Source organism: Enterococcus sp. NPDC086594 (assembly GCF_044746145.1).
Classification (GTDB): domain Bacteria; phylum Bacillota; class Bacilli; order Lactobacillales; family Enterococcaceae; genus Enterococcus_D; species Enterococcus_D entomosocium.
On record NZ_JBIVBP010000001.1, the window covers coordinates 707422 to 732598 of the forward strand.

Sequence of the window (25177 nt, forward strand, 5' to 3'; positions counted from 1 at the left end):
AAAATTGCTTGAAGAAAATCTAAAAAAATCTTCATCTTTCTCTTTCATTTGGAAAGGCCAGCTTAAAGATACTGCCTTGCGGTTGATTGTCTGTCACGGTGATTTTGGCATGATATTTGTCTGCCAGCTGTTTTACCAGTGAAAGCCCAATGCCTGAACCGGCAATCTGGCTAGAACGAGAATCTTCTACCCGATAGAACCGTTCAAAAATCAAGGCTTTCTTATCATCGGGAATCCCAATGCCAAAATCGACGACGGTTAAAGACAACTGCCTTTGCTCTTGTGTCAAGGTCACATGAATCGGCTGATCAACAGGCGAATACTTCGCGGCATTTTCTAACAGGTTTTGGATGATTTGCTGGAAGTCACGTTTATGTCCTCGCTTCATACATTGGTTCTCCACAAAATATTCAATCGATTGCGGAACGATCGTCGCTTGTTTTTCACACTCTTCTCGGACGATCTGGGAAACATTAACAAGGGTCATTTCTTCTTGGGATTGATTTTTTTCTAGGTCTAGCAATTGATTGCTCAATGTTTCCAAACGCTTCGACTCTTTGTCAATAAATGCCATCGAGGAAGGAATGACTTCGGGATGTTTGGTTCCACGCCGCTGGATCAATTGGACATGTCCGCGAATCGCAGCCAAAGGTGTGCGCAGCTCATGGGAAGCATCGGCAACGAATCGTTTTTCCCGTTCGATCGTCTCACGCTGTTCTTTCAACAATTTATTGAACGCCAAGGCCACCGAACGAATCTCGATGGGTTCTTCAGACACTGACAATTCTCCTTGTCGGCTTTGTTCAATGGCAGCAATTTCTTGCGCCATGCCGGTAAGTTTCTGACTCCATTTCCCGACACTCCAATAAATCAGCAGGCTGCCAATCACAACAGCGATCAGATTCAAGAAACTGCTGATCATAAAGAGACCATAGGCTAATTCCACACTATCCTCCCCATTGATAGCGATCGTCACCTGATCCCCATCGACTTCTTGGGTTTTCGTGTAATAGATGCCATCCTCTGTAAAAACGATGTCTTCGAGAAATGGCATCACTCGTCCTTGATTGATATCGGCAAAAATCTCTTCCGCATCTTCTGATGAAACGACACTGCCATCGGCTAAGATCACTTGCAGGGCGTCTTCTTCATCTGCCGAAACATAGGCATTGACGAGAGTGTCCCAGGTATCCCCTGATGCCTCGCCTTTTTCGATGGCTTCAAGAATGTTGCTGGCACGATTTTCGATATGTTCAAACAAATAACCTACGGATAATAAAATAAACAGCAGATTGAAGAGAATCAGCAGACCAAAGAGTATCAAGGAAAAGCGGCTCGTCAATTGAAACTGGGCTGTTTTTCTACGTTGGTTGACTGACTTATTCTTCATGGTCGGTCCTCAAGACATAGCCTAATCCTCGAACGGTTGCGATCATTTTGCCTTTGCCGCAAACATCCAGCTTGTTCCGCAGTGTACGGATATAGACATCTACAACATTCGTTTGACCGTCGTATTCATAACCCCAAATCTCATTCAATAGGTCATCTCTGGTTTTGACGACTTCCGGCTCTTTCATCAATTCATATAAAATCCCAAACTCTTTGGGCGTCAACTCAATGGTTTCACCGGCAACCTGAACCAAGTGCTTGGCGATGTCCATCATCAGCTCCCCCGCCACTAATTGGTTTTGCTGGTTCTTTTGTTGTTTGGCTTCTCTTTGCAGCCGCCGCTCGATCACGCGAATTCTGGCAAACAGTTCTTCGATTTCAAAAGGTTTCGTTAAATAATCATCTAACCCAACATCAAGCCCCGTCACCACATCGGCGGTTTGATTTCTGGCGGTCATCATCAAAATCGGGATGTCGCTTTCTTTGCGTATCCGCCGCGCCACTGTGATGCCATCATAGATTGGCAGCATCCAATCCAATAAAATCAGATCAAAAGCATTTGCTTGCTGATTGAACAAGGTCAATGCCTCTTGCCCATCTTTGGCCCAGACCGTGCCATATCCCTCAAAAGTCAATTCGGACTGGATAAAACTGGCTAAACTTTCTTCGTCTTCTACTAGCAAGATCTTCAAAGTCATATGCGCTCCTCCTCTGGTTTTGCTTCTATCATAACGGATTTTTTCAAAACTTCCTAACTGATTGAAAGAAAAAAACATGAAGATTTTTTCATGTTCGACCAAAAAAAGACGGCATGAACCAAGGTTCACTCCGTCTTTCAGTTATTCCATATTTTTTGCCAGCTGATACGTGCCAACAAGTTCTCCTTTTTCGAGTTGAATCATGTAAGGACATGTTTCAGCTAAAAACTCACGATCATGACTGATCACGGCTAATAAATCAACTTCTTTGGCAACTATTCGCAGTAGTTTTGCGACTTCCTCCATTTGCTGCAAATCTAATCCACTCGTTGGTTCATCGAAAAACAACAAACGTTTGCCAGAAAGCAAGGCACTGCCAATCGCAACTCGTTGTTTTTCCCCACCCGACAAGCTTTGCGGATGTCGGGCAAGGAGTGGTGTTAAGTGCAACAATGAGACAATTTCTTCAAAACGAGCTGGGTTTTGGGCTTTGATCAGCAGCTCTTTTTCCACCGTTTCAAAAAACAGCTGCAAGTTAACATCCTGCATCACAAGAAAGCTTTCCTGCAGCAGCTGCTTTTGGGTCCGCTTTTGTCCATTGATGGCAAATACTGCTTCTGGACATTTTTTCAATCCTGACAGGACTTGCACCAACGTACTTTTGCCAGCACCATTTGGTCCAACGATCCCCACAGCTTGCTTCGTCGGCAATTGTAGTTCAGGCAAGTTAAGCGCCCAATTTCTGCTGTTTGCTGAGCGTTTCGATTGCTTGATCTGCAGATGCGTTGCCCTTAATCCAGACTTTTCTGGCAAAGATTCTCGGCAGTGCTGATTTTCCAATGCCGCCTCGCCTACTTTTCGCAATCCCAACTCGTGAATTGCCTCCTCGGGCAGTGACAACAGCTGAGCTGCTGGATAGGACGCCCGCAACCGCCCTGCTTCTAATAAGCAAAAGCGGTCTGCCAGTGGCGCCAAATACGCCAAGCGGTGTTCGGCGATCACAATGGTTTTCCCTTGTTGTTTTAAAGAAGCCAATCCTTGAGTCAACTTTTGGATCGCTTCTTGATCCAAATTACTGGAAGGCTCATCCAATAAGAACACATCATGGGGCAGCATCGTGGCTGCAGCGAGAGCAATCAGCTGCTTCTCCCCACCAGATAGGTCAAAGACACTAGCATCAAGCAACGGGGTCAGGGAAAACTGCTGTGCTACTTCGGTGATTCGCTGCCGAATGTTTTCTGGTGCGACGCCCGCATTTTCCATCGAAAAAGCTAACTCCGAATAGACATCCGTGGTGAAAAATTGAGTCTTGGGGTTTTGAAAGACGACGCCAATCGTCTGGGCATAATGGGAGAAATCGGCAACTGGCAAGTCTGTTTCTCCGACACGGATCTTTCCTTGCACTTCGGCGGGATACAGCTCAGGGATCAAGCCATTCAAAACATTGAGCAAGGTCGATTTTCCGCTGCCGCTAGCGCCGCACAAAACGATAACTTCCCCAGCTGCGACTGTCAAAGAAAGCTCAGATAATACGGTTCGATTTTCTCGTTTCACTGACACTTGTTCTAGTGTGATCATCCAAGCCACATCCTTTTCACGATAAAGCCGCCTAATGCTAAAAAGACCAAGCCATCCCACCAGCGCAGCTTCAGTTCGTGGACGGTGGTATGGGGAGTTTCTGATGCTAACCCGCGAACCAGCGCCGTAGCCGACAGTTCGGTTGCGGTCTTTTCAGCCGACATCAGTAATGGGATCAAAAAATACTCCGCACTTTGCAGTGGATGAAGCAAGATCGATCCTGCCGACAGCGAGATGCCGCGAAAGCGCATCGCTTGGCGAATACTTTTGAAATCTTGTACCAATGTGGGAAAAAAACGAAATAAGACTGCCAGCGGGACTAATAATACATTGGGCACGTGCATTTTTTGCAACGCCGCCATCCACTCACTGTTCTTCGTCCCACTAATGGCAAAAGCCGCCGCCATGATCGTTGGCAATAAGCGGCGATAACCGACGGAAAAGAAATCCAGCAACACGATCAATAGGTGGTTTCCTTGGCGAAACAAAAAACTATCTGCCAGTGTCAGCAAGACAAACACGCCATAGAACATCAGGCCTTTTTTCCAAAAGCCGCTGACTAAAAATAGCAGCAGCAAGAACGTGACAAAGACAAACTCATCGATCCAGCTAATGGACACCATCATAGTAAAACTAGCAAAGAGAATCACCGCCAATTTGCTGCGGGGATCAAACCTTGTTTTCGACACATTCCTCACCCTTTATGCGATTGGATCGTTGGTTGAAAATGTTTTTCCATCAAGCGGCTACCAATGCCTAAACCAGCCACCGCACCAATCAAAACGGCCAATGCACAAAGCCCCAACATCACATTGGAGGTATGAGCAAACACACCGGCAATGTAGGTTTCATCTTTTCCGCGAGCCACTAATGAATCGATGTAGGCATTTTTCATAAACCACAGGGGCAAGATTGGGCCCATCAAGCCAAAACTAAAGACGATATAACTCGCCAGTACGCGAACGTTCTCTTTGAGCTTTGTTTTGTATTGAATCAAATCAGCTGTTAAGGCACAAATCATATTGGGCAAAAAGGCCAATGGAAAATGTCCTGAAATCAAAAAAAAGAGCCCTACCACGGTACCCATAATGGTGATTGCGCCAAATTTCGGTACTTTATTCAATAAAATCAGATAGATAATGCCAGAAAACAAAGCGGTGACTGCTGGAATAAATAAATTATGAAAACCTGGGATCACAAAACGCAAAATCAATAGACAGACGCTCATTAAAAGAAAATAGATCGCTGTATAGATCCCCACTGCAATTAAATCTTGAACCTTTAGTTTTTTCACTGCGTATACGCTCCTTCTTGCAAGCAATCAATGAAAAAACCGTTGCTGCTTGCTTGTACAAACTTATTTTTACAAAGCCTCAGTATAGCACAAAGCAGACGTTTTTATGGGGAGATATGCTTATCAACAGTCGATTTTCTTCTAGAACAGAACCAACAAACAGACGTGACTTCTGAATGGCTCCATTTCAACACACAGGGACTTTTAAAGATCCACTAATGGAAAAATGATGCTTTCACACGCTTAGTTGTTTTCTCCTCTTCCCATCTTTGCGAAATTAATGAATAATAGATAAAGACAAACATTAAAAATCAGCACATGCTCTTCATCATTTTCTTTATTAAGAAACCAGCAGGTGCTTCTAAAAAAAAACAATAAGAAAGCTGACTGTCGCTTATTCGTTGAAGAAAATCAACGCTGTACTGCTGTGTAAACAGCATAAACCCAACTGTAAAAACATTTTGACACTTGACTTCAAGGCGTTGTCAAAGACATTTGATCGTTAAAAAGCAGACATTGGCCTACACTAATGGTAGAAGGAGCGGATAAAATGAACTTAAGCAAACAAATAAAAAAACATCGGGAACGATTAAGTCTCTCTCAGGAAGGGCTGGCAGAAAAACTCTATGTCTCCCGACAAACAATCTCAAATTGGGAGAATGAAAAAAGTTATCCTGATGTTCACAACTTATTATTGCTCAGTGTTCTATTTGATGTTTCTTTAGATGAATTAGTCAAAGGGGATATTGAACAAATGAAAGAAACGATTGAGAAAACAGCAATGGATCACTACACGAAAATAATGTTAGTCTTTACATTGTTGGCCGCATTATCTGTTGGGCCTGCTCTCTTTTTACCAGGACACTGGTGGATTGCCCCTCCTCTATGTTTTTGGCTCGTCTCCATGTATGCCGCATTGAAGATCGAAAAAATCAAGAAAACCCAAAATATCAAAACGTATAAAGAGATCGTTGCCTTCATGGAAAATCAAGAACTCGATGCCATTAGGAAAAAGCGGGACATCAAAAAAGATTTCCTCTCAAAAACAGTCATCGTCTTGGTCTTTGCCTTGATTGTCGGCATGCTTGCATGGCTTAGTACACTGCCGCATTTACTGATGCGCTGATCAAAACACAGGTTGAAGCTGCTTTTATGATGAAGCCGCTTCAACCTGTGTTTTTTTCAATTCAATGATCTCATCCGCATAAATCAAATTTTTCGGGCGATGGGTGATCATAATGACTAGTTTATTTTTCAATTGGTCTTTGATCGCTGCAAAAAGCTTTTCTTCTGTTGTTTCGTCTAAAGCAGATGTGGCTTCATCAAGGACAATGACTTCTGCGTTTGTGAAAAACAATCGGGCAAAAGCGATCCGCTGTTTTTCCCCACCAGAAAGGTTGGCTCCTTTTTCTCCAATTTCAGCAGACATTCCTCCCTTGAGTGCCTGATAGAATGCGCCTAATTGACATTTTTCTAATACCGCTATGATTTCCTCGTCTGCGATTTCCTTATCAAAAATGATATTTTCTTTCAGCGTTCCTTGGAATATTGGCGCATCTTGCGATAGATAAAAGACATGCTGATAGTAATCATTTAAGTTGTAAGCAGCCAAATTTTTGTGATTGATCAGAACTGCACCGGTCGTCGGCTGATACAAGCCTAAAATCGTTTTGATCAGCGTTGATTTTCCTGCGCCGCTTTCTCCTACTAACCCATAAATCGCTCCCCGCTTCAGCTCCAGTGTGCTATCGGTTAAGATTTTCTTTTCTTGAAGTATGACGGATAGATCCTTAACTGTGATATAGTTGATGGTCTCAGACAATGCATCTCCTTGTGTTAATGCTTTGTCCTCTGGCAGATAGAAAAATTCATTTAACCGTGCAAAGGCAACTTTATCTAAGCTGTATTGAACAAAAATCACGTTAAATATTGCAACAGGCGTATAGATTCGATCCACATAAATAATCAGTGCTGCTAAACCGCCCAAGCTGACTGTAATCTGATTTGTGAATGCCAATACCACAATTGCGACTTTGATCAATGCGACTAAAACTGCAAAAAAACCAAAGAAAAACTCATGGATCATCGTCATTTTCGTCAAACGTTCTGTTGTGTCAGCAGACATATTTTTATATTGTGCGATCTCTTTTTCAAACCGTTTATTGATCCGAAACGTGACCATTTCCGTTAATCCGCGGATAAAGGTGCTGTTCATGGCTTCTTCTGAAACTAGCGCACGTTCTTTGAGAGAGCGTAAAACTTTCAAAAGCAAATTGGTCACGATAAACACCACTAGATAGCCCACAAGGATCGCTGGAATCAACCTTTTATCGATCATAGCAATAAAAGCTAAGTTAAACAGTGTTTCGGGAAGCAATTCTTTAAACAAGCGTCCATAAAAATTCAAATGGATATTTCTACCCGCCGCTGCTCCCGCTTCAGTTTTCTGTAAGAGTGCTCCAGAGCCAATCTGCAAGTATTCAGAATAGGTAATCTTGCTGATTTTCACTAAAGCTTGTTCTTTGAGATAGAAATACATGCTGTTGTGCAATTTCGTTTTGGGTTTCTGCTCGAGATAGGACAAAAGCGGTACCAGTACAAGCGTTAACCCATAGATAAAAATAACTGACCAATAAAATGTCTTGCCAAATGAATCGAGTAATTTTTGAAAATAAAAGACATTCGCGGCACTCAAAAATGAGACCGCAATTCCAATCCCAATATATACCGTCAATCCTTTTTTAAAATGCCGCCATAAATCAATCGCCATCGTAAGCTCCTTTTGCTGCAGTGTTCGTGGAAAAGTCGTGAGATAAATAAAATAACCGCTTTCAAAAGTATAATCTATTTTTCGCTTAATGGAAAGAAACGTATGAAAGATAGTGAGAAACCATTCCTCGGTCATCGAGAAAAACAAAAAAACCCCGCTCAAAGAGCGGGGCTAACGTTGTTGCCAACGATTGATTATTTGTTTAAAGCGTCTTTTGCTTGGTCAGCTAATGCAGTAAATGCTGCTGCATCGTTTACAGCCAAGTCAGCTAACATTTTGCGGTTGATGTCGATTTCAGCTAATTTCAAGCCGTGCATCAATTTTGAGTAGCTTAAGCCATTCATACGAGCCGCTGCGTTGATACGAGCGATCCACAATTTGCGGAAGTCGCGTTTCTTTTGACGACGATCGCGGTATGCGTAGTTGTATGAATTCATTACTTGTTCTTTTGCTGTTTTAAATAGAGTGTGTTTAGAACCGTAGTAACCTTTTGCTAATTTAAGCACTTTTTTACGACGTTTACGAGTTACTGTTCCACCTTTAACACGTGCCATGTATAATTCCTCCTAATATGAAAATCGATAATTGTTTGTATACGTGAAGCTTGGGTTACGCAATTATTTCATGCGTGCTAGTTGTTGACGGATACGTTTGTAATCGCCAGCTGAAACCATTGAAGCTTTACGCAATTGACGACGTTGTTTTTTTGTTTTGCCGTGGAAACGGTGACTGGTAAAGGCACGGAAGCGTTTCAATCCGCCGCCGCCAGTGCGTTTTACGCGTTTTGCTAATCCGCGGTGTGTTTTTTGTTTTGGCATAACTAATTTCCTCCTCAAAATCTTTCGTTATCTGACTTTAAACTGAAACTCAGTGAGTCATTATTTATCGTTTTTTGGTGCTAAGACTAAGAACATACTGCGGCCATCCATTTTTGGCTTTTGCTCAACAGTTGCCAAATCAGCAGTTTCTTCCGCCAAACGATCTAACACTTTCTGACCAATTTCTTTATGGGTAATGGCACGGCCTTTGAAACGGATCGAAGCTTTCACTTTGTCCCCTTTTTCAAGGAATTTACGTGCATTACGCAATTTTGTATTGAAATCATTGACGTCGATCGTTGGACTTAAACGAACCTCTTTAATGTTGATTACTTTTTGTTTCTTACGAGCTTCACGGTCTTTTTTCTGTTGCTCAAAGCGGAATTTCCCGTAATCCATAATTCTTGCTACTGGCGGCTTAGCATTTGGTGCCACCAATACCACATCAAGGTTTGCTCGTTCTGCAATTTGCAATGCTTCAGCTTTACTCTTTACACCAAGTTGTTCGCCGTTTTGATCAATCAAACGCAATTCACGTGCACGAATGCCGTCGTTTACCATCATATCCTTTGCTATGGTCATTCACCTCCGAGTTTTTTGAGAGAAAGAAAAGCTTGTCGATTCGAAATCAGACAATAAAAAAACGAGTTCTTCACGAACCCGCACGTACTCCACACAAATAAATGGTAGGAATCCTATTCTGCCCAGCGATATCTTCACTCAGGCGAGAAGCGGGTGCTTCTGCTTTTATTTCTCAACTTTTATAGTATACTGCTTTTTCCTCTTATTGTCAACAGTTTTCATGATTGTTTCAAAAAAAAGCCGGAGCATACGCTCCGACTTTCGTGTTTCTTATTCTGCTTTCAACGCAGCCATCGTGATGTAGTTGTATGGTTGATTGAAGTGAGGCAAGAAGAAGATATCTAATAGCTTCATCTTGTCGATCGTTACGCCTTCTTCGATCGCTAGTGAGAACATGTGGATGCCCATTGCGATTTCAGATGTACGTGATGCCATTTGTGCACCAACGATGCGGCGTGTTTCTTCTTCATAGACGATGCGGATCTTAACCGTCGCATTTTCTTTCATGAAGCCTGGTTTTTGGGTATCTTCGTAATCAGAGTATTTCACTTTCATGCCATTACGTTCGGCAGCTTCGACTGACAAGCCAGTTGAAACCATGTTGTAGCCGAAGATCGAAATCCCGTTTGATCCTTGAACACCTGTTGATTCTAGAGACGTTCCGCCGATATTATGGGCAGCGACGATCCCTGAACGTACGGCATTCGTTGCTAATGCGATATACGTTGTTTGTTGCAAAGCATTTGAGTACACCGTTGCACAGTCACCGACTGCGTAAACATCTGCATCGCTTGTCCGTTGATGGCGGTCCACTAAGTACGCGCCGTTAGCAAACAATTCCAAATGATCTTTGCCTAACTCGTTGTTTGGTAAGAAACCGATCGCGTTGATCACTAGATCAACTGGGTATTCGCCGTTGTCTGTTACAACTGCTTCTACTTTCTCTGTTCCTTTGTATTCACGTGCTAATTCACCGAAATGCAATTCAATACCATTGTCAGCTAAGTTTTTGTCCATATCTTCTGTGAACCATTTGTCGTAGTAGTTTGGCAATGCCCGTGTCGCTGCATCAAAAAGCAACACATTTTTGCCACGGCGTTTTGCTGCTTCAGCAATTTCAACACCGATGTAACCAGCACCGATAACGGCAACGTTTTTCACGTCTTCTGAGGCTAACTCTTTATCAACCGTTTGTCCATCTTGGAATTTTTTCAAGAAATGGATGTTTTTCAAATCACGTCCAGGTACTTTTGGTGAAATTGGCACAGAACCAGTTGCGATGACAACTTTATCATAAGATTCAACGATCGTTTCACCGTCATTGGTTACAGCGTGCACTTCTTTTTTCTCAAAATCGATATGGTCAACCACTGTTTCCATATGAATTTTTGCACCTTTTGCTTCAAAATCTTCACGTTTTGTATAGAACAAGCCTTCGTATGAATCGATTTGACGTCCAACCCATAAAGCAGTCCCACAACCTAGGTAGCTTAAGTTTGTATTACGGTCGATCATTACGACCTCTTGGTCTTTGTAGTTATCTAATAGTGTATTGGCAGCAGCAATCCCCGCGTGGTTTGCACCGATAATAACTGTTTTTGTCATGGAAAATTTCCTCCTTTTGTTTACATTGTCATTATAGCTCGCTTGTGAATTTGAAAACTATCAACTTTTTCGCGATTTTAAAAATTTGTGACAGTTTTCCGTTGATATACGTCACTTTCAGCGGGTTAAGTTTCTATATCAAAATTATTTTCGTCTTGCAAGTAAAAAGATTGTGAAAAAATATGTATTCAAAATCAAAGGTTTTCCTTGTTATAAAAGCATTCTGCAAACCGATTGAATAAATTTCACAATGCCCCACCGCTTTTTCGTAACTATCGCGGCATCGATTCGCCGTGTTATACTGAGAGAAAAACATACAGGATGGGATCTTGATGAAGAAAAAAATCGTATTGCCACTACCGCCCTTATTGTCGGCATTAGAGCCACAGGATTTTTATTTAGAAGAAGAACTGCTTTTCGAAGGGGGGGTGTTCGAAGGCGGTGATTATAGCTATGATACTTGCAAAAACCTTATCTTGAAGCAATGTCATTTCAAGAAAGTGACGATGCAAAAAACACGCTTGATTCAATGGGAATGTCAAAATGTCCTCTTTGAGAACTGCGATTTTTCTAATCTGGAATGTTTTGGTGCCAGCTTTCATCGCGTTCACTTTAAACAGTGTAAATTGACTGGTACGAATTTTGCGGAAAGCTATTTCCGTGACTGTACCTTTGAAGATTGCGTGGCAAACTTTGCTTCTTTTAGCAATACCAATTTACGGACGATGCTGTTTCGTCAGTGCCAACTAAACGACTGTGAGTTTTATGAGATGGATTGGAAACACTTGACGCTACAAGAAAACCAGTTGAACAATAGCAACTGGTTTCACACAAAATTAGCAACTTTAGATTTTCGGACCAATCAATTTCAAAAGATCGCGTTGTCCTTTGAACACTTGCGAGGACTAACAGTCGATCAAGAACAAGCCTTGGTCATCGCCGCCGGTCTAGGTTTGGTGATCGACTAACGAATTCTGCGCCATAAAGCAATCAACATCCAGACGGATAACACTAAACTGATCAACAAGGCAATACCCCAACCGAAAATACTATTGGTAAAAGGCAGCGGAACATTCATGCCAAAGAAACTGGTGACGATGGAAGGCACAGTCAATAAGAGGGACCAAACGGTCAAAAACTTCATGGTATCATTCAAGTTATTGTTTAATAGATTATTGTAGGTACCAGACAATTGTTCCAAAATTTGGAATGCCAGTTGGGTCATTTCCACTGCCTGTTTGGCTTCGATCAAGGCATCATCCAGTTGTTCCCGCTCATCATCATCCATCAAACGATAAATGGATAATGCTTTGATTTGCTCCAAGAGGACCGCATTTTGTTTCGTGGCAGACACTAAAAAAACCAGTCCAACTTCCAAATCAGACATTTGCAGTAAGTTTTTATTGGTTGTTTTTTCCCGTAGTCGCTGATTCAAGCGAATCCGCTCACTATTGACTTCTTCGACTAACGGAAAAAACGTGCCAGAAATCAAGAACAAGCTTTGAAACAAAAAATGAATGGGCGTTTGCAGCGGGTTTTGCAGGATCAAGCGCTCCATCATTGGAATCACATAACGGGTATTGTGGGATGCAAAAGTAAAGAGTTGCTTCCTTTTTAAAATAAACGTCATCGGGCTGGTCTCAAAATGATTTTCACGCTTTTCTTGCTGAGGTACATTGAAAACCAGCAGCAATGCTTCCTCTTCGGCATCATATTCGACCCGCGCGCGTTCGTTTTTATCTAAAGAGTACGTAAGCATCTCGTCAGACAAATGATATTGTTTTTGCAGTGCCATCACGCTTTTTGCGTCTTGTTGGTCGACTTGAATCCATTCATAGTTTCCGTCATAAAAGACATGTTTGTTTTCCACAATCCATCCTCCACTCTTGCTTTCTTCTATTATAAAAGAAAACAGCCAGAAGCCCAATCAAAGGACTTTCCTGGCTGTATCAGCTATTACTTATTTACGGGCGTCTTTCAAGGCCTCTTCCACCATCGTTAAAACGGCCTGTGCCGCTTGCGGGTCTTCGACAAAATTGAATTGATCGCCATCGATCTGGATCTTTGGACTCTCATTGTACTCTTCGTACCATTGATCGTAGCGTTTGTTCAACTCTTTGTAATAGTCGTATAACGAAGGATCAAAGGTCAACTGCTCATATTCCCGCCCACGTTTTTCAATACGCTCGAGCATCGTTTCAAAAGAAACGCGAATATGCACCAAAAGATCTGGATGCTTTTTGTGGGCTGCATACGGCAGCTCTTCTAACATATTGGCTAACAATTCATCATAGACTTTGACCTCGGTATCGGTCGCTCGCCCAAGGTCCGCATTTAAATGGAACAACAGTGAATCCTCATAAATGGAACGGTCCAGGACGTTATTGTCGTCTTTCATGGCTTGCTTGATACTTTCAAATCGTTTATTTAAGAAATAGATTTGCAGTAAAAACGCATATTTATTTGGATCTGCATAAAATAATGGTAACACTTCATTGTCATCGATCGATTCATAAAAGGCTTGACTGCCAAAATGATTGGCGATCAATGCGGTCAAACTTGATTTACCGGCACCAATCGTTCCTGCTAATACGATCACGCTCATATCCCCCAACTCACTCATCACTAAATATTGTATGTTGCATTTGCGATATCAACTATACAACACTATATCTTGTGCCGTCAACTGAAACTTTTGAAGCACAGATCAAGAATTTTTTCAATAAAAGTTTAAAGATTTTTGCTTTTTTTTGAAATCTCATACGGAATGCTTAACGAAAGAGCCTTCTTCTAGTAAAATAGGAAAGGATCTTTAATTAAATTGTGTTTTTGTCAGGAGATAGTTACAATTGACTGACAAACGATAAATGAATCATGTGGGGTAAGCTCCCTAGAGAAATGAGGAAAATAATGTCAATTGGTACTGGCATAGCTACAGGAAAAATCATCTTAATGGGTGAACATTCAGTTGTTTACGGTGAACCAGCAATTGCTTTCCCTTTTGCGGGAGCAAAAGTACAAGTCGAGATTACAGCAAATGCAACAAACACCTTGATTTCAAGTTACTATCACGGTCTGCTTGAAGAAGTCCCCAGCCACTTAAAAAATGTCAAAGACTTGCTGCATCGTCTGCAACAAGACTTCCACACGGGTCCTTTTGCAACCTCCATCGTCAGCACTATCCCTTCTGAACGGGGAATGGGTTCTAGCGCGGCGGTCGCTGTTGCACTGACTCGCGCTTTTTTTGATTGGATCAAAAAAGACTTTACAAAAGAAGAATTGATGACCTATGTCAACTTTTCTGAAAAAATCGCTCATGGCAATCCTAGCGGGATCGATGCTGCGGCAGCCAGTGGGACAGATGCCATTTACTTTATCAAAGGGCATCCCATCACTTCGTTTCCCCTCACGATCGACGGTTATTTGCTCGTCGCTGATACTGGAATCAAAGGGCAAACGAGAGAAGCAGTCAAAAGTGTCGCCCATCTTTTTGAAACCAGCAAGCAGCTGGCTAGTCAAGCAATCCAGCGTTTAGGGATCGAAACCAAAAAAGCTAAAGAGGCCATCATAGCCAATCAATTAGAAGTATTAGGTGAAAGCATGAACAACGCCCATCAGGCACTGCAGCAGCTAGGGGTCAGCAATCAGCAACTGGATCAGTTGGTTTCCTTAGCGTTGGCACACGGTGCTTACGGGGCAAAGCTGACCGGCGGGGGCCGGGGCGGCTGTATGATCGCACTAACCAAAACGAAGGAACAGGCTGAGAATATCAGCCGTATTTTATTGTCCGATGGCGCTCGTGCGGCATGGATACAAGGATTAGGAGTTTATGAACATGTATAAGGGAAAGGCTCGCGCCTACACGAATATCGCATTGATCAAGTATTGGGGAAAACAAGATGAAACTTTCATTTTACCGATGAACAATAGTTTGTCCCTGACCCTCGATGCTTTTTACACAGAAACAACGGTGGCTTTTTCACCTGATTTTCCAAAGGATTGCTTTACGCTGGATGGTGTGGTGCAAACAGACGCTGCCACAAAAAAAGTTGCGGACTTTTTGGATCTGGTACGAAAAAAAGCGGACTGCCCGTGGTATGCCACGGTGGAAAGTCAAAACTTCGTCCCAACCGCTGCTGGACTTGCCTCTTCTGCCAGCGGATTAGCGGCCTTGGCGGGTGCCTGTAGTGAAGCACTGGACTTAAACTTGTCGGAGCAAGAGTTATCCCGTTTGGCCCGTCGCGGTTCTGGTTCGGCGTGTCGGAGTATCTACGGCGGCTTTGCTGAATGGCATCAAGGCACCGATGAGACTTCTTTTGCCACGCAAGTGCCGTCGAATGGCTGGGAAGAAGAATTGAGTATGATCTTTATTTTGATCAACGCACAAGCCAAAGAAGTCTCCAGTCGTGAGGGGATGCGCCGAACCGTTGAAACCTCGAGCTTTTATCCAGGCTGGCTTTCTGCCACTGCCACCGATCTCGTGAAAATGAAACAAGCGATTGCCGAAAAAGACTTTACTGCTTTAGGGGAAACGACCGAGGCCAACGCCTTGAAAATGCATGGAACGACCTTAGCCGCCGAACCACCTTTTACTTATTGGTCTTCTGAATCTTTACGAGCTATGGAATGTGTCCGAATGCTGCGAAAAAAAGGATTGGCTTGCTATTTCACGATGGATGCTGGTCCCAATGTCAAAGTTTTATGCCAAAAACAAGAAGAACAAACGATTTTACGTGAATTAAGTGCTCACTTTGCCTCAGAACAATTAGTAACTGCTCACGCGGGCAAAGGATTAGCCTTTTTACCGGTGGAAGAATCTTCTGCCATCAACTAAGAAGCCATTAAGAAGCCATCGATTAGGAGTGTCGAAATGATTGAACTATCCGTTCCCGGAAAACTATTTATTGCTGGTGAATACGCCGTTGTCGAACCTGGTCATCCTGCAATCATCGTTGCCGTTGACCAATTTATTACAGTCAATGTGGAAGAGGCCCGTAAAAACGGCAGCATCCAGTCTGCCCAATACAGCGACCTGCCGATTCGCTGGACGCGTCGCAAAGGCGAATTAGTCTTAGACCATCGGGATAATCCTTTCCACTATATTTTGGCAGCCATTCGTCTGACGGAAAAATATGCCCAAGAAAAAGGCATCCCCCTTTCCTTTTACGATTTAAAAGTGACCAGTGAACTGGATAACTCGAATGGTCGCAAATATGGCCTCGGTTCCAGCGGTGCCGTGACTGTTGCCACGGTCAAAGCATTGAATCTGTACTATCAAATGGAAATGGATCGGTTGACCCAATTCAAAATTGCGGCTCTTGCCCATCTCGCTGTTCAAGGCAATGGGTCGTGCGGTGATATTGCGGCCTCTTGTTATGGCGGCTGGATCGCTTTTTCAACCTTCGATCACGACTGGGTCTTAGCCAAACAAAAGGACCATACCTTAACAGAATTGATTGCTTTCGATTGGCCAGGATTATCGATCCGTCCCTTGACGGTTCCGAAATCTCTTCGACTATTGATTGGTTGGACAGGCTCTCCTGCCTCTACTTCTGATTTAGTGGATCAAGTCTATCAATCCAAAGAAGAAAAAGAAAACGCCTATGCCGCCTTTTTAGCAGCCAGCAAAGACTGCGTCAATCGATTGATCGACGGCTTCTTAAATGAAGACAGTCGCACGATCAAAAAAATGATCACGGAAAATCGAAAGCTCCTGCGAGAGTTGTCTGCACTAACTGGTGTACCGATTGAAACCCCCGCACTTAAAAAGCTTTGTGATCTAGCAGAAAATTATTGTGGCGCAGCCAAATCTTCTGGTGCCGGCGGTGGCGATTGCGGCATCGTGATCGTTGACCAGAAAACCGGTATTTTACCATTGATGAGTGCGTGGGAAAAAGCCGAGATCACCCCATTGCCGCTGCATGTTTACCATTACCGGGAGGACCTATCATGAATCGAAAAGATGAACATGTTTCCTTAGCAAAAGCGTTTCATAAAGAACACAGCAACGATTTTGATGCAGTTCGCTTGGTCCACCAGTCCTTTCCGCAAATTGACGTGGCTGATGTGGCAATTACGACGACTGTCTTTGACCGCTCATTTTCCAGCCCTTTTTTCATCAATGCCATGACAGGCGGCAGTGAAAAAACCTTAAAAATCAATCAAGAGTTAGCAGAGATCGCGCAAGCCTGTGATTTGATGATGGCAACCGGCTCCGTTTCGGCTGCCTTAAAAGACCCAAGTGTCGCCGATTCTTTCCGCATCGTCCGCAAAGCCAATCCTGACGGCTTCTTATTAGCCAATATTGGTGCGGGCAGTCCCGTTGAAAATGCACAACGGGCAGTAGAACTGTTTGGCGCCGACGCCTTGCAGATCCATCTTAATGCACCACAAGAATTAGTGATGCCCGAAGGCGATCGTCAATTTAGCCAATGGCTGTCCTTATTGGAAAAAACGATTGCTTCCGTTGCCGTTCCGGTTGTCATCAAAGAAGTCGGCTTTGGGATGTCCCGTGAAACGATCCAGCAGTTACTGGCGATCGGCGTACAAACGATTGATGTTGCTGGTAGCGGCGGCACAAGTTTTACGCAAATCGAAAATGCTCGTCGAAAAAAACGTGAATTGGCGTATCTTGATACCTTCGGCCAATCCACCGTGATTTCCTTGCTGGAAGCAAATGAGATCCAACAGCCCTTTACCCGCATCGCTTCAGGCGGCGTTCGGGATGCTTACGATATCTTCAAAGCACTTTGCCTTGGTGCGGATAGCGTAGGACTATCCGCCACGATCCTCGTGCTGCTTTTGTCAAAAGGCAAAGAAGAAACCATCGCCACCTTACAATCATGGAAGGAACAGCTGCAGCTGCTCTACACAATGGCAGGACAGACAAGCACTAAAGACCTCACCAAGGTTCAGCTGATTTTTTCTGGCGCTGTCAAAGAGTGGTGTGAAGCACGTCAAATTCCCTTAGCAAAGTATAGTTTGCGTTGAGAGATCCAATCGCTGACTACCACATCAAATAAGTAAAAGCAGTACAATTCGTTTTTTATTGTGCTGCTTTTTTTGTGTTCTTTTTTCTATAATAGTGAGTTTCCATTTATCATTTGGATAGTAGCGTTATTTAATCGCTACTTGATAATCACTTTCATTATCAGGTACGTTGTTTTTTTACCATCTTGTTTTCGAATGTGCTATGCTCAAGTTGAGGGAGGAACAATCGATTGTTTCTTGAGAAAAGGATCGGTTTTTTCATTCCTAGACTACATTCAAAAGGAGGCGTTTCTTATGAGTAAATCCGAATCGTCGGCTGTTTTTTCAACGATTGCTTGTTTGCTATTGATGGCAACTGGCTTTCTTATGGCATCTTTTTCCATTCCTTATAGCTTTGTCCCTTATCTGTTAGCGATTCTTGCCGGGGGTTGGAAACAAACCTGGGAAGGCACGCAAGAATTGGTGCACGACAAACGGTTGAACGTCGATCTACTGATGGCGTTAGCCGCCATTGGTGCCTGTATCATTGGGCATTGGTTTGAAGGGGCGATGCTGACCTTTATCTTTTGTTTGAGCGGTGCCCTTGAGGAATATACGACCAACAAAAGTACGCGAGAAATTAGTTCATTAATGGCACTGCAACCAACGACTGCCTTAAAAATGATTGAATCTGGGGAGCTCGTCGAAGTACCAGTCGAAGCCCTTCAGTTAAAAGATACGATTATGGTGGCAAAAGGCAGTGCGATCCCGATCGACGGTATCGTGATCCAAGGAACCAGCAGTGTTGATGAGGCGGCCATCAGTGGCGAATCCATTCCTGTCGAGAAACGTTTAGGCAGTGAAGTCTTTGGGGGAACCATCAACCTTGGGCAGCCATTGTACATTGAAGTTACTCAAACGAGTGAAAACACCCGCTTTGCAAAAATCATTCAATTGGTGGAAGAAGCGCAGCAAATGCCAAGTCAAACGGCGACCCTGATCGAAAAAATCGAACGGATCTATGTGCCGATCGTCCTGATCGCCGTCCCACTAATGATCGTTTTGTGTACGTTTTTCACGAATTGGGGGTTCCAAGAAAGTTTTTATCGTGGCATGGTCTTACTAGTAGTGGCATCCCCTTGTGCCTTAGTCGCCTCTGCTACTCCTGCGACGTTAGCAGCCATTTCTCACGCTGCTCGTTTGGGCGTTTTATGCAAAGGCGGACAAGCCTTGGATGCCTTTGCCAATGTCAAAGCGATCGCTTTTGACAAAACCGGAACGCTGACTCGAGGCAAACCTGCTGTCACTGATGTTCATCTATTGCTGGATGAACCGTTTATCCCCCAACTGATTGTTGGGATGGAAAAACAATCAAATCACCCATTGGCTGAAGCGATCTTGGCGTATTTCCACGATGAAAGACCATTGGAATTAGCAGTGGAAGAACAAGCGGGGGTCGGTCTAGCCACCACTTACCAAGCTGCCCATTGGACGATTGGAAAAGAAGTCGATCTAACCTCTGTTGCTGTCAGTGAACAAACCCGCATCCAAGAATTGAAAGCAGCCGGAAAAACCTTGATTTATATCAATCGTGACCGTGTATTAGCAGGGTATTTAGCACTATTGGATCAGCCCCGTCCTGAAGCTCGTGAGAGTCTTGCCTACTTCAATAAGCAAGGAATTCACACGACGATGCTGACGGGTGATCATTTAGGTACTGCCAAAGTGATCGCCGCAGAAATCGGCTTGTCTGACTACGAAAGTGATTGCCTGCCTGATGAGAAAACCACTCGGATCAAAGAAATGAAAGAAACCTACCAAATCAATGCGATGGTCGGTGATGGGATCAATGATGCCCCCGCCTTAGCGACCGCAAGTGTAGGGATCGCGATGGGCGAAGGAACAGATGTCGCAATGGATGTGGCGGAGATCGTCTTGATGAAAAATGATTTGCTGCGTTTGGTCGACAGTCACCGTTTGGCTAAGAAATTACAGCGGATCATCAAACAAAACATCGTCTTTTCTATCAGTGTCATCTTGTTGCTGATCGCTTCAAACTTCCTTGAATTTCTCACGCTACCTCTAGGGGTCGTGGGTCATGAAGGAAGCACGATCTTAGTTATCTTAAACGGGTTGCGTATGCTTTTGCCATTACACAAAGAAACACCCCAGCAAGCCAAACCAACCCGCAAAGATTGCGATGATTGTGTCTTGTATCAACAGTCTTTGCATACGTGACCACTATTTGCACTAGCAAAAACGCCCATTGTTGGCACTTCACTAGAAGTCCATCAACGGGCGTTTTGCTGTTTTTTCTACTTATGCTTGATTGGCAAGTTGTTCCGTGTAGAGTTTGCCATCGTACATCTTAAAGAATGGATAATAGCAGAGAATGGAAACCCCTAAGTTGATCAAAGCGATCAGGATGGCTCGGAAATCACCGCCGGTTCCTAAAAACGCCCCTATGCCCACCGGTGAAATCCAGGGAATTCCCGTAATGACTTTATCGACAAAGCCAAACGAGCTAGCAAAGTAAGCAATCGTCACGTTGATCAAAGGTGTTACGATAAAGGGGATGATCAAATACGGATTGTAGACGATCGGTGCCCCGAAGATCACTGGTTCATTGATGTTAAAAAGCCCCGGTAAGATCGCTGCTTTTCCTAAGACTTTGAGCTGTTGTGATTTTGCCACAAACAGCATCAATAAAACCAATCCAAGTGTACTTCCTGCGCCACCCATAAAAATATACATGTTCACAAAATCCCCAGCAAAAATATTATTGGCACCATCGATATTTTCAGTTAGAGCCACCAATAGGATGGGATTGATGAAACTATTTTTTATAACTGCCGTCCCATGAACCCCCACTGCCCATAAGAGATGGATAAGGAGCATAATCACGATGATTCCTAACCACGAACCCGTCAACTCCTTCACGAATTCAAATGGTTTGGATAGCAATCCGTGAAGATCCGTGTGGAAAACCGCCAGTACTCCATTGATCGCCACCATCAAAAAGGCAATCAAAATCGCTGGGATCAATGACGCAAATGCTTTGCTGACTCCATCAGGAACCCCTTCAGGCATCTGGATGGTGATCTTTCTTTTTACACAAAAACGATAGACTGACGTAGCAAGTACTGCAGTGATAATCCCGATGAAGATCCCTACTCCACTGAAGCGAGTGATCCAACCGCCTAAAGCGACCCCATTATAAACAATGGCGGTTTCGCTCTCTGACTGCAGCAATTGTGCCGCACCATCTGTGATATCGACTTGGACGATCGTCATTAAAAAGGCAAACAAACTTAATAACGCCCCTACAAAACTGCTCATAGTCAAATGCTCTTCTTTATGATAGATCTCAGTTAAATAATACCCTGTTGCTAAACAATAAAAAACAGCAATCGAGCCAACAGACATGGTAGTTACGACACTATAAAGCGGTGAAAATCGTAAAATCGTTTGTTCGAAAAAGCCAGCCAGTGGTGGAATGATTTGTGGTAAATTATTGATGATTAAAAAAATCGATCCGACGATCGTAAAAGGGACCGTAATGATCCCAGCTTGCATGATTGCGCGAATAAAGCGTAAATTCGCCAACTTATTCAATGGCGGCATCAAACGCGTTTCTAAAAAGGTAAAAACACTTGTCATCATTACTCCTCCAACGAAGGGATCGCCCCTTCTTCAATCAGCTTTTGATACCAATAAAAGCTGTCTTTTCTCACTCGTTTTTGTTCTTTTTCCTCTGCATCATTGCGATCTACGTAAATAAAACCATACCGTTTTCGAATCCCTTCATGCACACTAATCAAATCAATGGCAGACCACGGGCTATATCCGATCAGATCCACCCCAGCATTGATCGCGGCTAAGCATTGATTGATATGCTGCGACAAATAATCGATACGGTACGGATCATGAACCGCGCCATCTGCTTCTAGATGGTCTTCGGCCCCTAAGCCGTTTTCAGTAATGATGATCGGCAAGTGGTAACGATCATAAAGTGTTTGCAACGTCGTTTTCAGTCCCAAGGGATCGATGGTCCAATTGAAGGCATTTTTCTTCAAGAACGTATTGGTGAACCCTTTGTAAAAACCACGCTCCATAATGTCTTCACTTTGCTGATCACTGATGCCGTTTTTCATGTCCCCAGCTTCCGTCGGCTGCTCCACTGTCACCGTGGTGTAGAAGTTCATTGCGACAAAGTCAGGCAGAGCCCGTTTCATCAACACCTCATCTTCCGGACCAAAGTCAATCGTGAGGCCGTTTTGGTTCAAATAATCTTGAAAGACCGTATTGTAACGACCGAAGCAGGCGAAATCAAGGTACGCCCAGTTCCGGACACTGTTGAAATACAGCGCCGCTTGGTTGTCTTCTGGTCGACTAGTCGCCGCATAGACCAACGAAATATTCGGCACCGGTCCGATTTTGCCATTCGGTACGATTTCATGACACGCTTCGAAAGCATATTTTTCAGCGATCATCAGGTGATGAAATTGCTGGTATTTTTCTGATAATGGAATCTTTTTCCCTAATATTTTTTGATCCACCAACAGCATGATATTTGGTTCATTGATCGTCAGCCAGTGCGTCACTCGATCCCCATAGGCTGTAAACAGCGTTTTGGCGTATGCGGCAAATGCCTCAACGGTGCTGCGTTTTGTCCAGCCGCCTTCGTCTTCCAATGCTTGCGGCAAGTCAAAATGGTTCAACGTTACAAAGGGCTGAATGCCGTGTTTCAGCAATTCATCAATGACATCGCTGTAATGATCCAATCCTTTTTGATTAATAGTACCGCGCCCTTCTGGAAAAATTCGCGACCAAGCGATCGAAAAACGGAAAATTTTGATCCCCATTTCTGCTAACAAGGCGATATCCTCTTTGTACTGGTGGTAATGGTCGACAGCCACAGTAAAATCCGCGATCTTGTGGTTGTCTCTTGGACGAGTATCTTGGACACTCATTCCCTTGCCATCGGTTTGATACGCTCCTTCGGTTTGGTGAGCGGAAATCGATGCTCCCCATAAAAAATCAGTTGGAAATGTTTGTTTCATATCGTACTCCTTATCCTAAATAAGATGCGTTTAACATCTTAGAATTATTGCTTGCATGGCAAAGACAATATTCTGAATTATCTCTTATTTTTCGCACTAAAGCAAAAAATAACTCCTGTCAAGTAAGACCCTTTTGAAGATGTGCTACTTAGACAAAAAAAAAGCAAAGTCCAGTTTCCTAGACTTTGCTTATGATTTAGAAGTAGCAGCTTATTTTTGCTCTGCTTTATCTTCGTTCAATAGTGCTTTTCTTGACAGGTTCACACGGCCTTGTTTGTCGATTTCTGTGACCTTCACTAAGATTTCGTCGCCTTCTTTGACAACGTCTTCTACTTTGTTGACCCGTTCGTTCGCAAGTTGTGAAATGTGAACTAAGCCGTCTTTGCCTTTTATTAAGTTGACAAACGCACCGAATTTTTCAACACGGACAACTTTCCCAAGGTACACTTCGCCAACTTTTACTTCTTTCGTCAATTCTTCAATGATCTTGATAGCTTTTTGGATCATTTCTGCATCAGCAGAAGCAATCGAAACTTTTCCGTCTTGATCAATATCGATTTTCACGCCAGTTTCATCAATGATGCCATTGATGGTGTCGCCGCCTTTACCGATTACATCTTTGATCTTCGCAGGATCGATTTGGATCATTTCGATCTTCGGTGCGTATTGGCTTAACTCTTCACGAGGAGCAGCCAATGTTGATGTCAATTCATTTAAGATTTCCATCCGTGCTTTTTTCGCTTGACTTAATGCTTCTGTCAAGATTTGTTCAGTGATTCCTTGGATCTTGATATCCATTTGTAACGCAGTGATCCCATCTTTGGTTCCAGCAACTTTAAAGTCCATATCGCCAAGGTGATCTTCTAAGCCTTGAATATCAGTTAAGATCGTGTAGTTTTCACCATCAGATACAAGTCCCATTGCGATACCTGCAACTGGTGCTTTGATTGGCACCCCTGCATCCATCAATGCTAAGGTTCCTGCACAGATACTTGCTTGAGAAGAAGAACCATTTGATTCTAATACTTCTGCAACGAGACGGATTGTGTAAGGGAAGTCTGTTTCATCAGGAATCACTTGTGCTAAGGCACGTTCGCCTAATGCACCATGACCGATTTCACGACGTCCTGGTGAGCCGGCACGACCAGTCGAACCAACAGAAAATTGAGGGAAGTTGTAATGGTGGATGAATCGTTTTGATTCTTCAACCCCTAATCCATCAATGATTTGGTGTTCGCCTAAAGGTGCTAATGTACAAGCAGACAATGCTTGGGTTTGTCCCCGAGTAAATAGACCAGAACCATGAACACGTGGCAATAAGCCAACTTCTGATGCCAATGGACGGATTTCGTCTAATTGACGGCCATCCGGACGAATCTTGTCGATGGTGATCAATTCGCGAACCACATCTTTTTCAAGATCTTCCGCGATTTGTTTCACTTCTTTCAAGAATTGTGCTTCCTCTTCATGTCCAGCAAATTTTTCTGCATACACTTCTTTCACTGTGTCTTTGACTTTATCGATCTCGTCTTCACGAGCCAATTTTTCTTCAGTCATAACAGCAGTTTTCATTGTTTGGTAGTAGCCGTCGAAGATTTCTTTTTTCAAGTCAGCATCTACTTGTAACAATTTGACTTCCATTTTTGGTTTACCCACAGCTGCGACAACTTCTTCTTGGAAGGCAACCAATTCTTGGATAGCATCAAAACCGAATAATAACGCACCTAACATGTCTTCTTCAGAAACTTCTTTCGCGCCTGATTCAACCATGTTGATAGCTTTTTTCGTTCCAGCTACTGTCAATTCGATATCAGTTTGTTCTGCTTGTTCTACTGTTGGATTCAAGACATACTCGCCATTGACCCGACCAACATCAACACCAGCGATCGGTCCGTCAAACGGGATATCTGAAATAGACAATGCTAAAGAAGAACCTAACATTGCCGCCATTGCTGGCGTACAATCTTGTTCAACACTCATTACGATGTTTGTTACTTGTACTTCGTTACGGAAACCTTCCGCAAACATTGGACGGATCGGACGATCGATCAAGCGGGCAGTCAAGGTTGCTTCCGTACTTGGACGTCCTTCCCGTTTGATAAAGCCACCAGGTACTTTCCCTACGGCATACATTTTTTCTTCGTAATTGATTGTTAATGGGAAAAAGTCGGTATCTTTTGCTTCCTTAGATGCAACCGCTGCACTTAGGACAACCGTATCACCATAACGAACCAATACAGCTCCGTTTGCTTGTTTGGCTAATTGGCCAACTTCTACTTCTAATGGGCGGCCGCCCCAAGTTGTTTTGAATACTTGTTTTTCTGTCATGTTCTGCTCCTTTTCATCGGATCCCAGCAAGTCACTACTAAACAAATGAAAAAATCGGAATGTCGTTCCGCTGCTTTCATTTG

General features: G+C 43.4%; 22 protein-coding genes and 1 other annotated feature. Of the genes, 7 read left to right on the top strand and 15 right to left on the bottom strand.

Annotation, left to right across the window (positions count from 1 at the left end):
* Nucleotides 1–31: 31 nt before the first annotated feature.
* The 5 genes from ACIPK1_RS03235 to ACIPK1_RS03255 form a co-directional block, all read right to left on the bottom strand.
* A complete protein-coding gene (locus tag ACIPK1_RS03235) occupies nucleotides 32–1390 on the bottom strand; it encodes a cell wall metabolism sensor histidine kinase WalK (RefSeq protein WP_301387896.1) in 1359 nt (452 codons plus the stop codon).
* Complete coding sequence (locus tag ACIPK1_RS03240; protein WP_034878320.1) at nucleotides 1380–2087, bottom strand: response regulator transcription factor; 708 nt, start codon at nucleotides 2085–2087, stop codon at nucleotides 1380–1382. The genes ACIPK1_RS03235 and ACIPK1_RS03240 overlap by 11 nt, the downstream gene beginning before the upstream one ends.
* 141 nt (nucleotides 2088–2228) lie before the next feature.
* The gene (locus tag ACIPK1_RS03245; protein ID WP_086316578.1) at nucleotides 2229–3665 is read right to left on the bottom strand and encodes an ABC transporter ATP-binding protein; all 1437 of its coding nucleotides are present in this window, start codon (nucleotides 3663–3665) and stop codon (nucleotides 2229–2231) included.
* Nucleotides 3662–4363, bottom strand: a complete 702-nt coding sequence (locus tag ACIPK1_RS03250; RefSeq protein WP_008379524.1) for an energy-coupling factor transporter transmembrane component T — start codon at nucleotides 4361–4363, stop codon at nucleotides 3662–3664. The genes ACIPK1_RS03245 and ACIPK1_RS03250 overlap by 4 nt, the downstream gene beginning before the upstream one ends.
* Nucleotides 4360–4959 (bottom strand): MptD family putative ECF transporter S component, encoded by a 600-nt coding sequence (locus ACIPK1_RS03255; RefSeq protein WP_005233871.1) that lies wholly within the window; start codon nucleotides 4957–4959, stop codon nucleotides 4360–4362. The genes ACIPK1_RS03250 and ACIPK1_RS03255 overlap by 4 nt, the downstream gene beginning before the upstream one ends.
* Before the next feature lie 550 nt (nucleotides 4960–5509).
* On the opposite strand from ACIPK1_RS03255, the gene ACIPK1_RS03260 reads away from it, so the two are divergent.
* Nucleotides 5510–6085 (top strand): helix-turn-helix transcriptional regulator, encoded by a 576-nt coding sequence (locus ACIPK1_RS03260; RefSeq protein ID WP_042890653.1) that lies wholly within the window; start codon nucleotides 5510–5512, stop codon nucleotides 6083–6085.
* 24 nt (nucleotides 6086–6109) lie between these two features.
* On the opposite strand, the gene ACIPK1_RS03265 is transcribed toward ACIPK1_RS03260, so the two are convergent.
* From ACIPK1_RS03265 to nox, 5 genes are all read right to left on the bottom strand, one after another.
* Nucleotides 6110–7729 carry an ABC transporter ATP-binding protein gene (locus ACIPK1_RS03265; protein ID WP_400449901.1) on the bottom strand — a complete coding sequence of 540 codons (1620 nt, stop codon included), beginning with the start codon at nucleotides 7727–7729 and terminating at the stop codon, nucleotides 6110–6112.
* Nucleotides 7730–7923: 194 nt separating this feature from the next.
* Nucleotides 7924–8283, bottom strand: coding sequence for a 50S ribosomal protein L20 (rplT, locus tag ACIPK1_RS03270; protein WP_010749133.1), 360 nt, complete (start codon nucleotides 8281–8283; stop codon nucleotides 7924–7926).
* A gap of 63 nt (nucleotides 8284–8346) precedes the next feature.
* Entirely contained in the window at nucleotides 8347–8547 is a 201-nt protein-coding gene (gene rpmI, locus ACIPK1_RS03275) for a 50S ribosomal protein L35 (protein ID WP_003128650.1), read from the bottom strand.
* Nucleotides 8548–8607: 60 nt separating this feature from the next.
* Nucleotides 8608–9129, bottom strand: coding sequence for a translation initiation factor IF-3 (infC, locus tag ACIPK1_RS03280; protein ID WP_005228103.1), 522 nt, complete (start codon nucleotides 9127–9129; stop codon nucleotides 8608–8610).
* Between the two features lie 47 nt (nucleotides 9130–9176).
* Nucleotides 9177–9300 (bottom strand) — a sequence feature (ribosomal protein L20 leader region).
* Nucleotides 9301–9399: 99 nt separating this feature from the next.
* Nucleotides 9400–10734 carry a H2O-forming NADH oxidase gene (gene nox, locus ACIPK1_RS03285; RefSeq protein WP_005228102.1) on the bottom strand — a complete coding sequence of 445 codons (1335 nt, stop codon included), beginning with the start codon at nucleotides 10732–10734 and terminating at the stop codon, nucleotides 9400–9402.
* A gap of 332 nt (nucleotides 10735–11066) precedes the next feature.
* Between nox and ACIPK1_RS03290 the strand changes: the two genes are divergently transcribed.
* Nucleotides 11067–11702: a pentapeptide repeat-containing protein gene (locus tag ACIPK1_RS03290; protein WP_400449907.1), complete on the top strand. Its 636-nt coding sequence runs from the start codon at nucleotides 11067–11069 to the stop codon at nucleotides 11700–11702.
* On the opposite strand, the gene ACIPK1_RS03295 is transcribed toward ACIPK1_RS03290, so the two are convergent.
* The gene (locus ACIPK1_RS03295; protein ID WP_008379505.1) at nucleotides 11699–12604 is read right to left on the bottom strand and encodes a magnesium transporter CorA family protein; all 906 of its coding nucleotides are present in this window, start codon (nucleotides 12602–12604) and stop codon (nucleotides 11699–11701) included. The genes ACIPK1_RS03290 and ACIPK1_RS03295 overlap by 4 nt on opposite strands.
* 90 nt (nucleotides 12605–12694) lie before the next feature.
* Nucleotides 12695–13339, bottom strand: coding sequence for a deoxynucleoside kinase (locus ACIPK1_RS03300; protein ID WP_008379503.1), 645 nt, complete (start codon nucleotides 13337–13339; stop codon nucleotides 12695–12697).
* Nucleotides 13340–13644: 305 nt separating this feature from the next.
* Here ACIPK1_RS03300 and mvk point away from each other — a divergent pair, with 305 nt between their 5' ends.
* From mvk to ACIPK1_RS03325, 5 genes are all read left to right on the top strand, one after another.
* A complete protein-coding gene (gene mvk, locus ACIPK1_RS03305; RefSeq protein WP_301387873.1) occupies nucleotides 13645–14577 on the top strand; it encodes a mevalonate kinase in 933 nt (310 codons plus the stop codon).
* The gene (gene mvaD, locus ACIPK1_RS03310; RefSeq protein WP_400449910.1) at nucleotides 14570–15568 is read left to right on the top strand and encodes a diphosphomevalonate decarboxylase; all 999 of its coding nucleotides are present in this window, start codon (nucleotides 14570–14572) and stop codon (nucleotides 15566–15568) included. The genes mvk and mvaD overlap by 8 nt, the downstream gene beginning before the upstream one ends.
* A 36-nt stretch (nucleotides 15569–15604) precedes the next feature.
* Nucleotides 15605–16687 carry a phosphomevalonate kinase gene (locus ACIPK1_RS03315; RefSeq protein WP_005233792.1) on the top strand — a complete coding sequence of 361 codons (1083 nt, stop codon included), beginning with the start codon at nucleotides 15605–15607 and terminating at the stop codon, nucleotides 16685–16687.
* A complete protein-coding gene (gene fni, locus ACIPK1_RS03320) occupies nucleotides 16684–17724 on the top strand; it encodes a type 2 isopentenyl-diphosphate Delta-isomerase (protein WP_060791520.1) in 1041 nt (346 codons plus the stop codon). The genes ACIPK1_RS03315 and fni overlap by 4 nt, the downstream gene beginning before the upstream one ends.
* A 294-nt stretch (nucleotides 17725–18018) precedes the next feature.
* Nucleotides 18019–19941 (top strand): heavy metal translocating P-type ATPase, encoded by a 1923-nt coding sequence (locus tag ACIPK1_RS03325; protein WP_051154593.1) that lies wholly within the window; start codon nucleotides 18019–18021, stop codon nucleotides 19939–19941.
* An 81-nt stretch (nucleotides 19942–20022) separates the two neighbouring features.
* On the opposite strand, the gene celB is transcribed toward ACIPK1_RS03325, so the two are convergent.
* The 3 genes from celB to pnp all read right to left on the bottom strand — a co-directional run bounded on the left by celB (nucleotide 20023) and on the right by pnp (nucleotide 25094).
* On the bottom strand, nucleotides 20023–21363 hold the full coding sequence (gene celB, locus ACIPK1_RS03330) for a PTS cellobiose transporter subunit IIC (protein ID WP_034872146.1): 1341 nt from the start codon (nucleotides 21361–21363) through the stop codon (nucleotides 20023–20025).
* 2 nt (nucleotides 21364–21365) lie between these two features.
* Nucleotides 21366–22766, bottom strand: a complete 1401-nt coding sequence (locus ACIPK1_RS03335) for a glycoside hydrolase family 1 protein (protein ID WP_301387865.1) — start codon at nucleotides 22764–22766, stop codon at nucleotides 21366–21368.
* A gap of 210 nt (nucleotides 22767–22976) precedes the next feature.
* A complete protein-coding gene (gene pnp / locus ACIPK1_RS03340; RefSeq protein ID WP_034878301.1) occupies nucleotides 22977–25094 on the bottom strand; it encodes a polyribonucleotide nucleotidyltransferase in 2118 nt (705 codons plus the stop codon).
* Nucleotides 25095–25177: the final 83 nt, after the last annotated feature.

What these genes read in the sequence shown, in the direction of transcription:
- rplT (WP_010749133.1), bottom strand. Translation starts at nt 8,283, where the DNA reads ATGGCACGTGTTAAAGGTGGAACAGTAACTCGTAAACGTCGTAAAAAA.
- ACIPK1_RS03260 (WP_042890653.1), top strand. Translation starts at nt 5,510, where the DNA reads ATGAACTTAAGCAAACAAATAAAAAAACATCGGGAACGATTAAGTCTC.
- ACIPK1_RS03240 (WP_034878320.1), bottom strand. Translation starts at nt 2,087, where the DNA reads ATGACTTTGAAGATCTTGCTAGTAGAAGACGAAGAAAGTTTAGCCAGT.
- ACIPK1_RS03245 (WP_086316578.1), bottom strand. Translation starts at nt 3,665, where the DNA reads ATGATCACACTAGAACAAGTGTCAGTGAAACGAGAAAATCGAACCGTA.
- ACIPK1_RS03265 (WP_400449901.1), bottom strand. Translation starts at nt 7,729, where the DNA reads ATGGCGATTGATTTATGGCGGCATTTTAAAAAAGGATTGACGGTATAT.
- ACIPK1_RS03235 (WP_301387896.1), bottom strand. Translation starts at nt 1,390, where the DNA reads ATGAAGAATAAGTCAGTCAACCAACGTAGAAAAACAGCCCAGTTTCAA.
- infC (WP_005228103.1), bottom strand. Translation starts at nt 9,129, where the DNA reads ATGACCATAGCAAAGGATATGATGGTAAACGACGGCATTCGTGCACGT.
- ACIPK1_RS03315 (WP_005233792.1), top strand. Translation starts at nt 15,605, where the DNA reads ATGATTGAACTATCCGTTCCCGGAAAACTATTTATTGCTGGTGAATAC.
- mvk (WP_301387873.1), top strand. Translation starts at nt 13,645, where the DNA reads ATGTCAATTGGTACTGGCATAGCTACAGGAAAAATCATCTTAATGGGT.
- pnp (WP_034878301.1), bottom strand. Translation starts at nt 25,094, where the DNA reads ATGACAGAAAAACAAGTATTCAAAACAACTTGGGGCGGCCGCCCATTA.
- celB (WP_034872146.1), bottom strand. Translation starts at nt 21,363, where the DNA reads ATGACAAGTGTTTTTACCTTTTTAGAAACGCGTTTGATGCCGCCATTG.
- fni (WP_060791520.1), top strand. Translation starts at nt 16,684, where the DNA reads ATGAATCGAAAAGATGAACATGTTTCCTTAGCAAAAGCGTTTCATAAA.
- nox (WP_005228102.1), bottom strand. Translation starts at nt 10,734, where the DNA reads ATGACAAAAACAGTTATTATCGGTGCAAACCACGCGGGGATTGCTGCT.
- ACIPK1_RS03325 (WP_051154593.1), top strand. Translation starts at nt 18,019, where the DNA reads ATGAGTAAATCCGAATCGTCGGCTGTTTTTTCAACGATTGCTTGTTTG.
- rpmI (WP_003128650.1), bottom strand. Translation starts at nt 8,547, where the DNA reads ATGCCAAAACAAAAAACACACCGCGGATTAGCAAAACGCGTAAAACGC.
- ACIPK1_RS03300 (WP_008379503.1), bottom strand. Translation starts at nt 13,339, where the DNA reads ATGAGCGTGATCGTATTAGCAGGAACGATTGGTGCCGGTAAATCAAGT.
- ACIPK1_RS03290 (WP_400449907.1), top strand. Translation starts at nt 11,067, where the DNA reads ATGAAGAAAAAAATCGTATTGCCACTACCGCCCTTATTGTCGGCATTA.
- ACIPK1_RS03335 (WP_301387865.1), bottom strand. Translation starts at nt 22,766, where the DNA reads ATGAAACAAACATTTCCAACTGATTTTTTATGGGGAGCATCGATTTCC.
- mvaD (WP_400449910.1), top strand. Translation starts at nt 14,570, where the DNA reads ATGTATAAGGGAAAGGCTCGCGCCTACACGAATATCGCATTGATCAAG.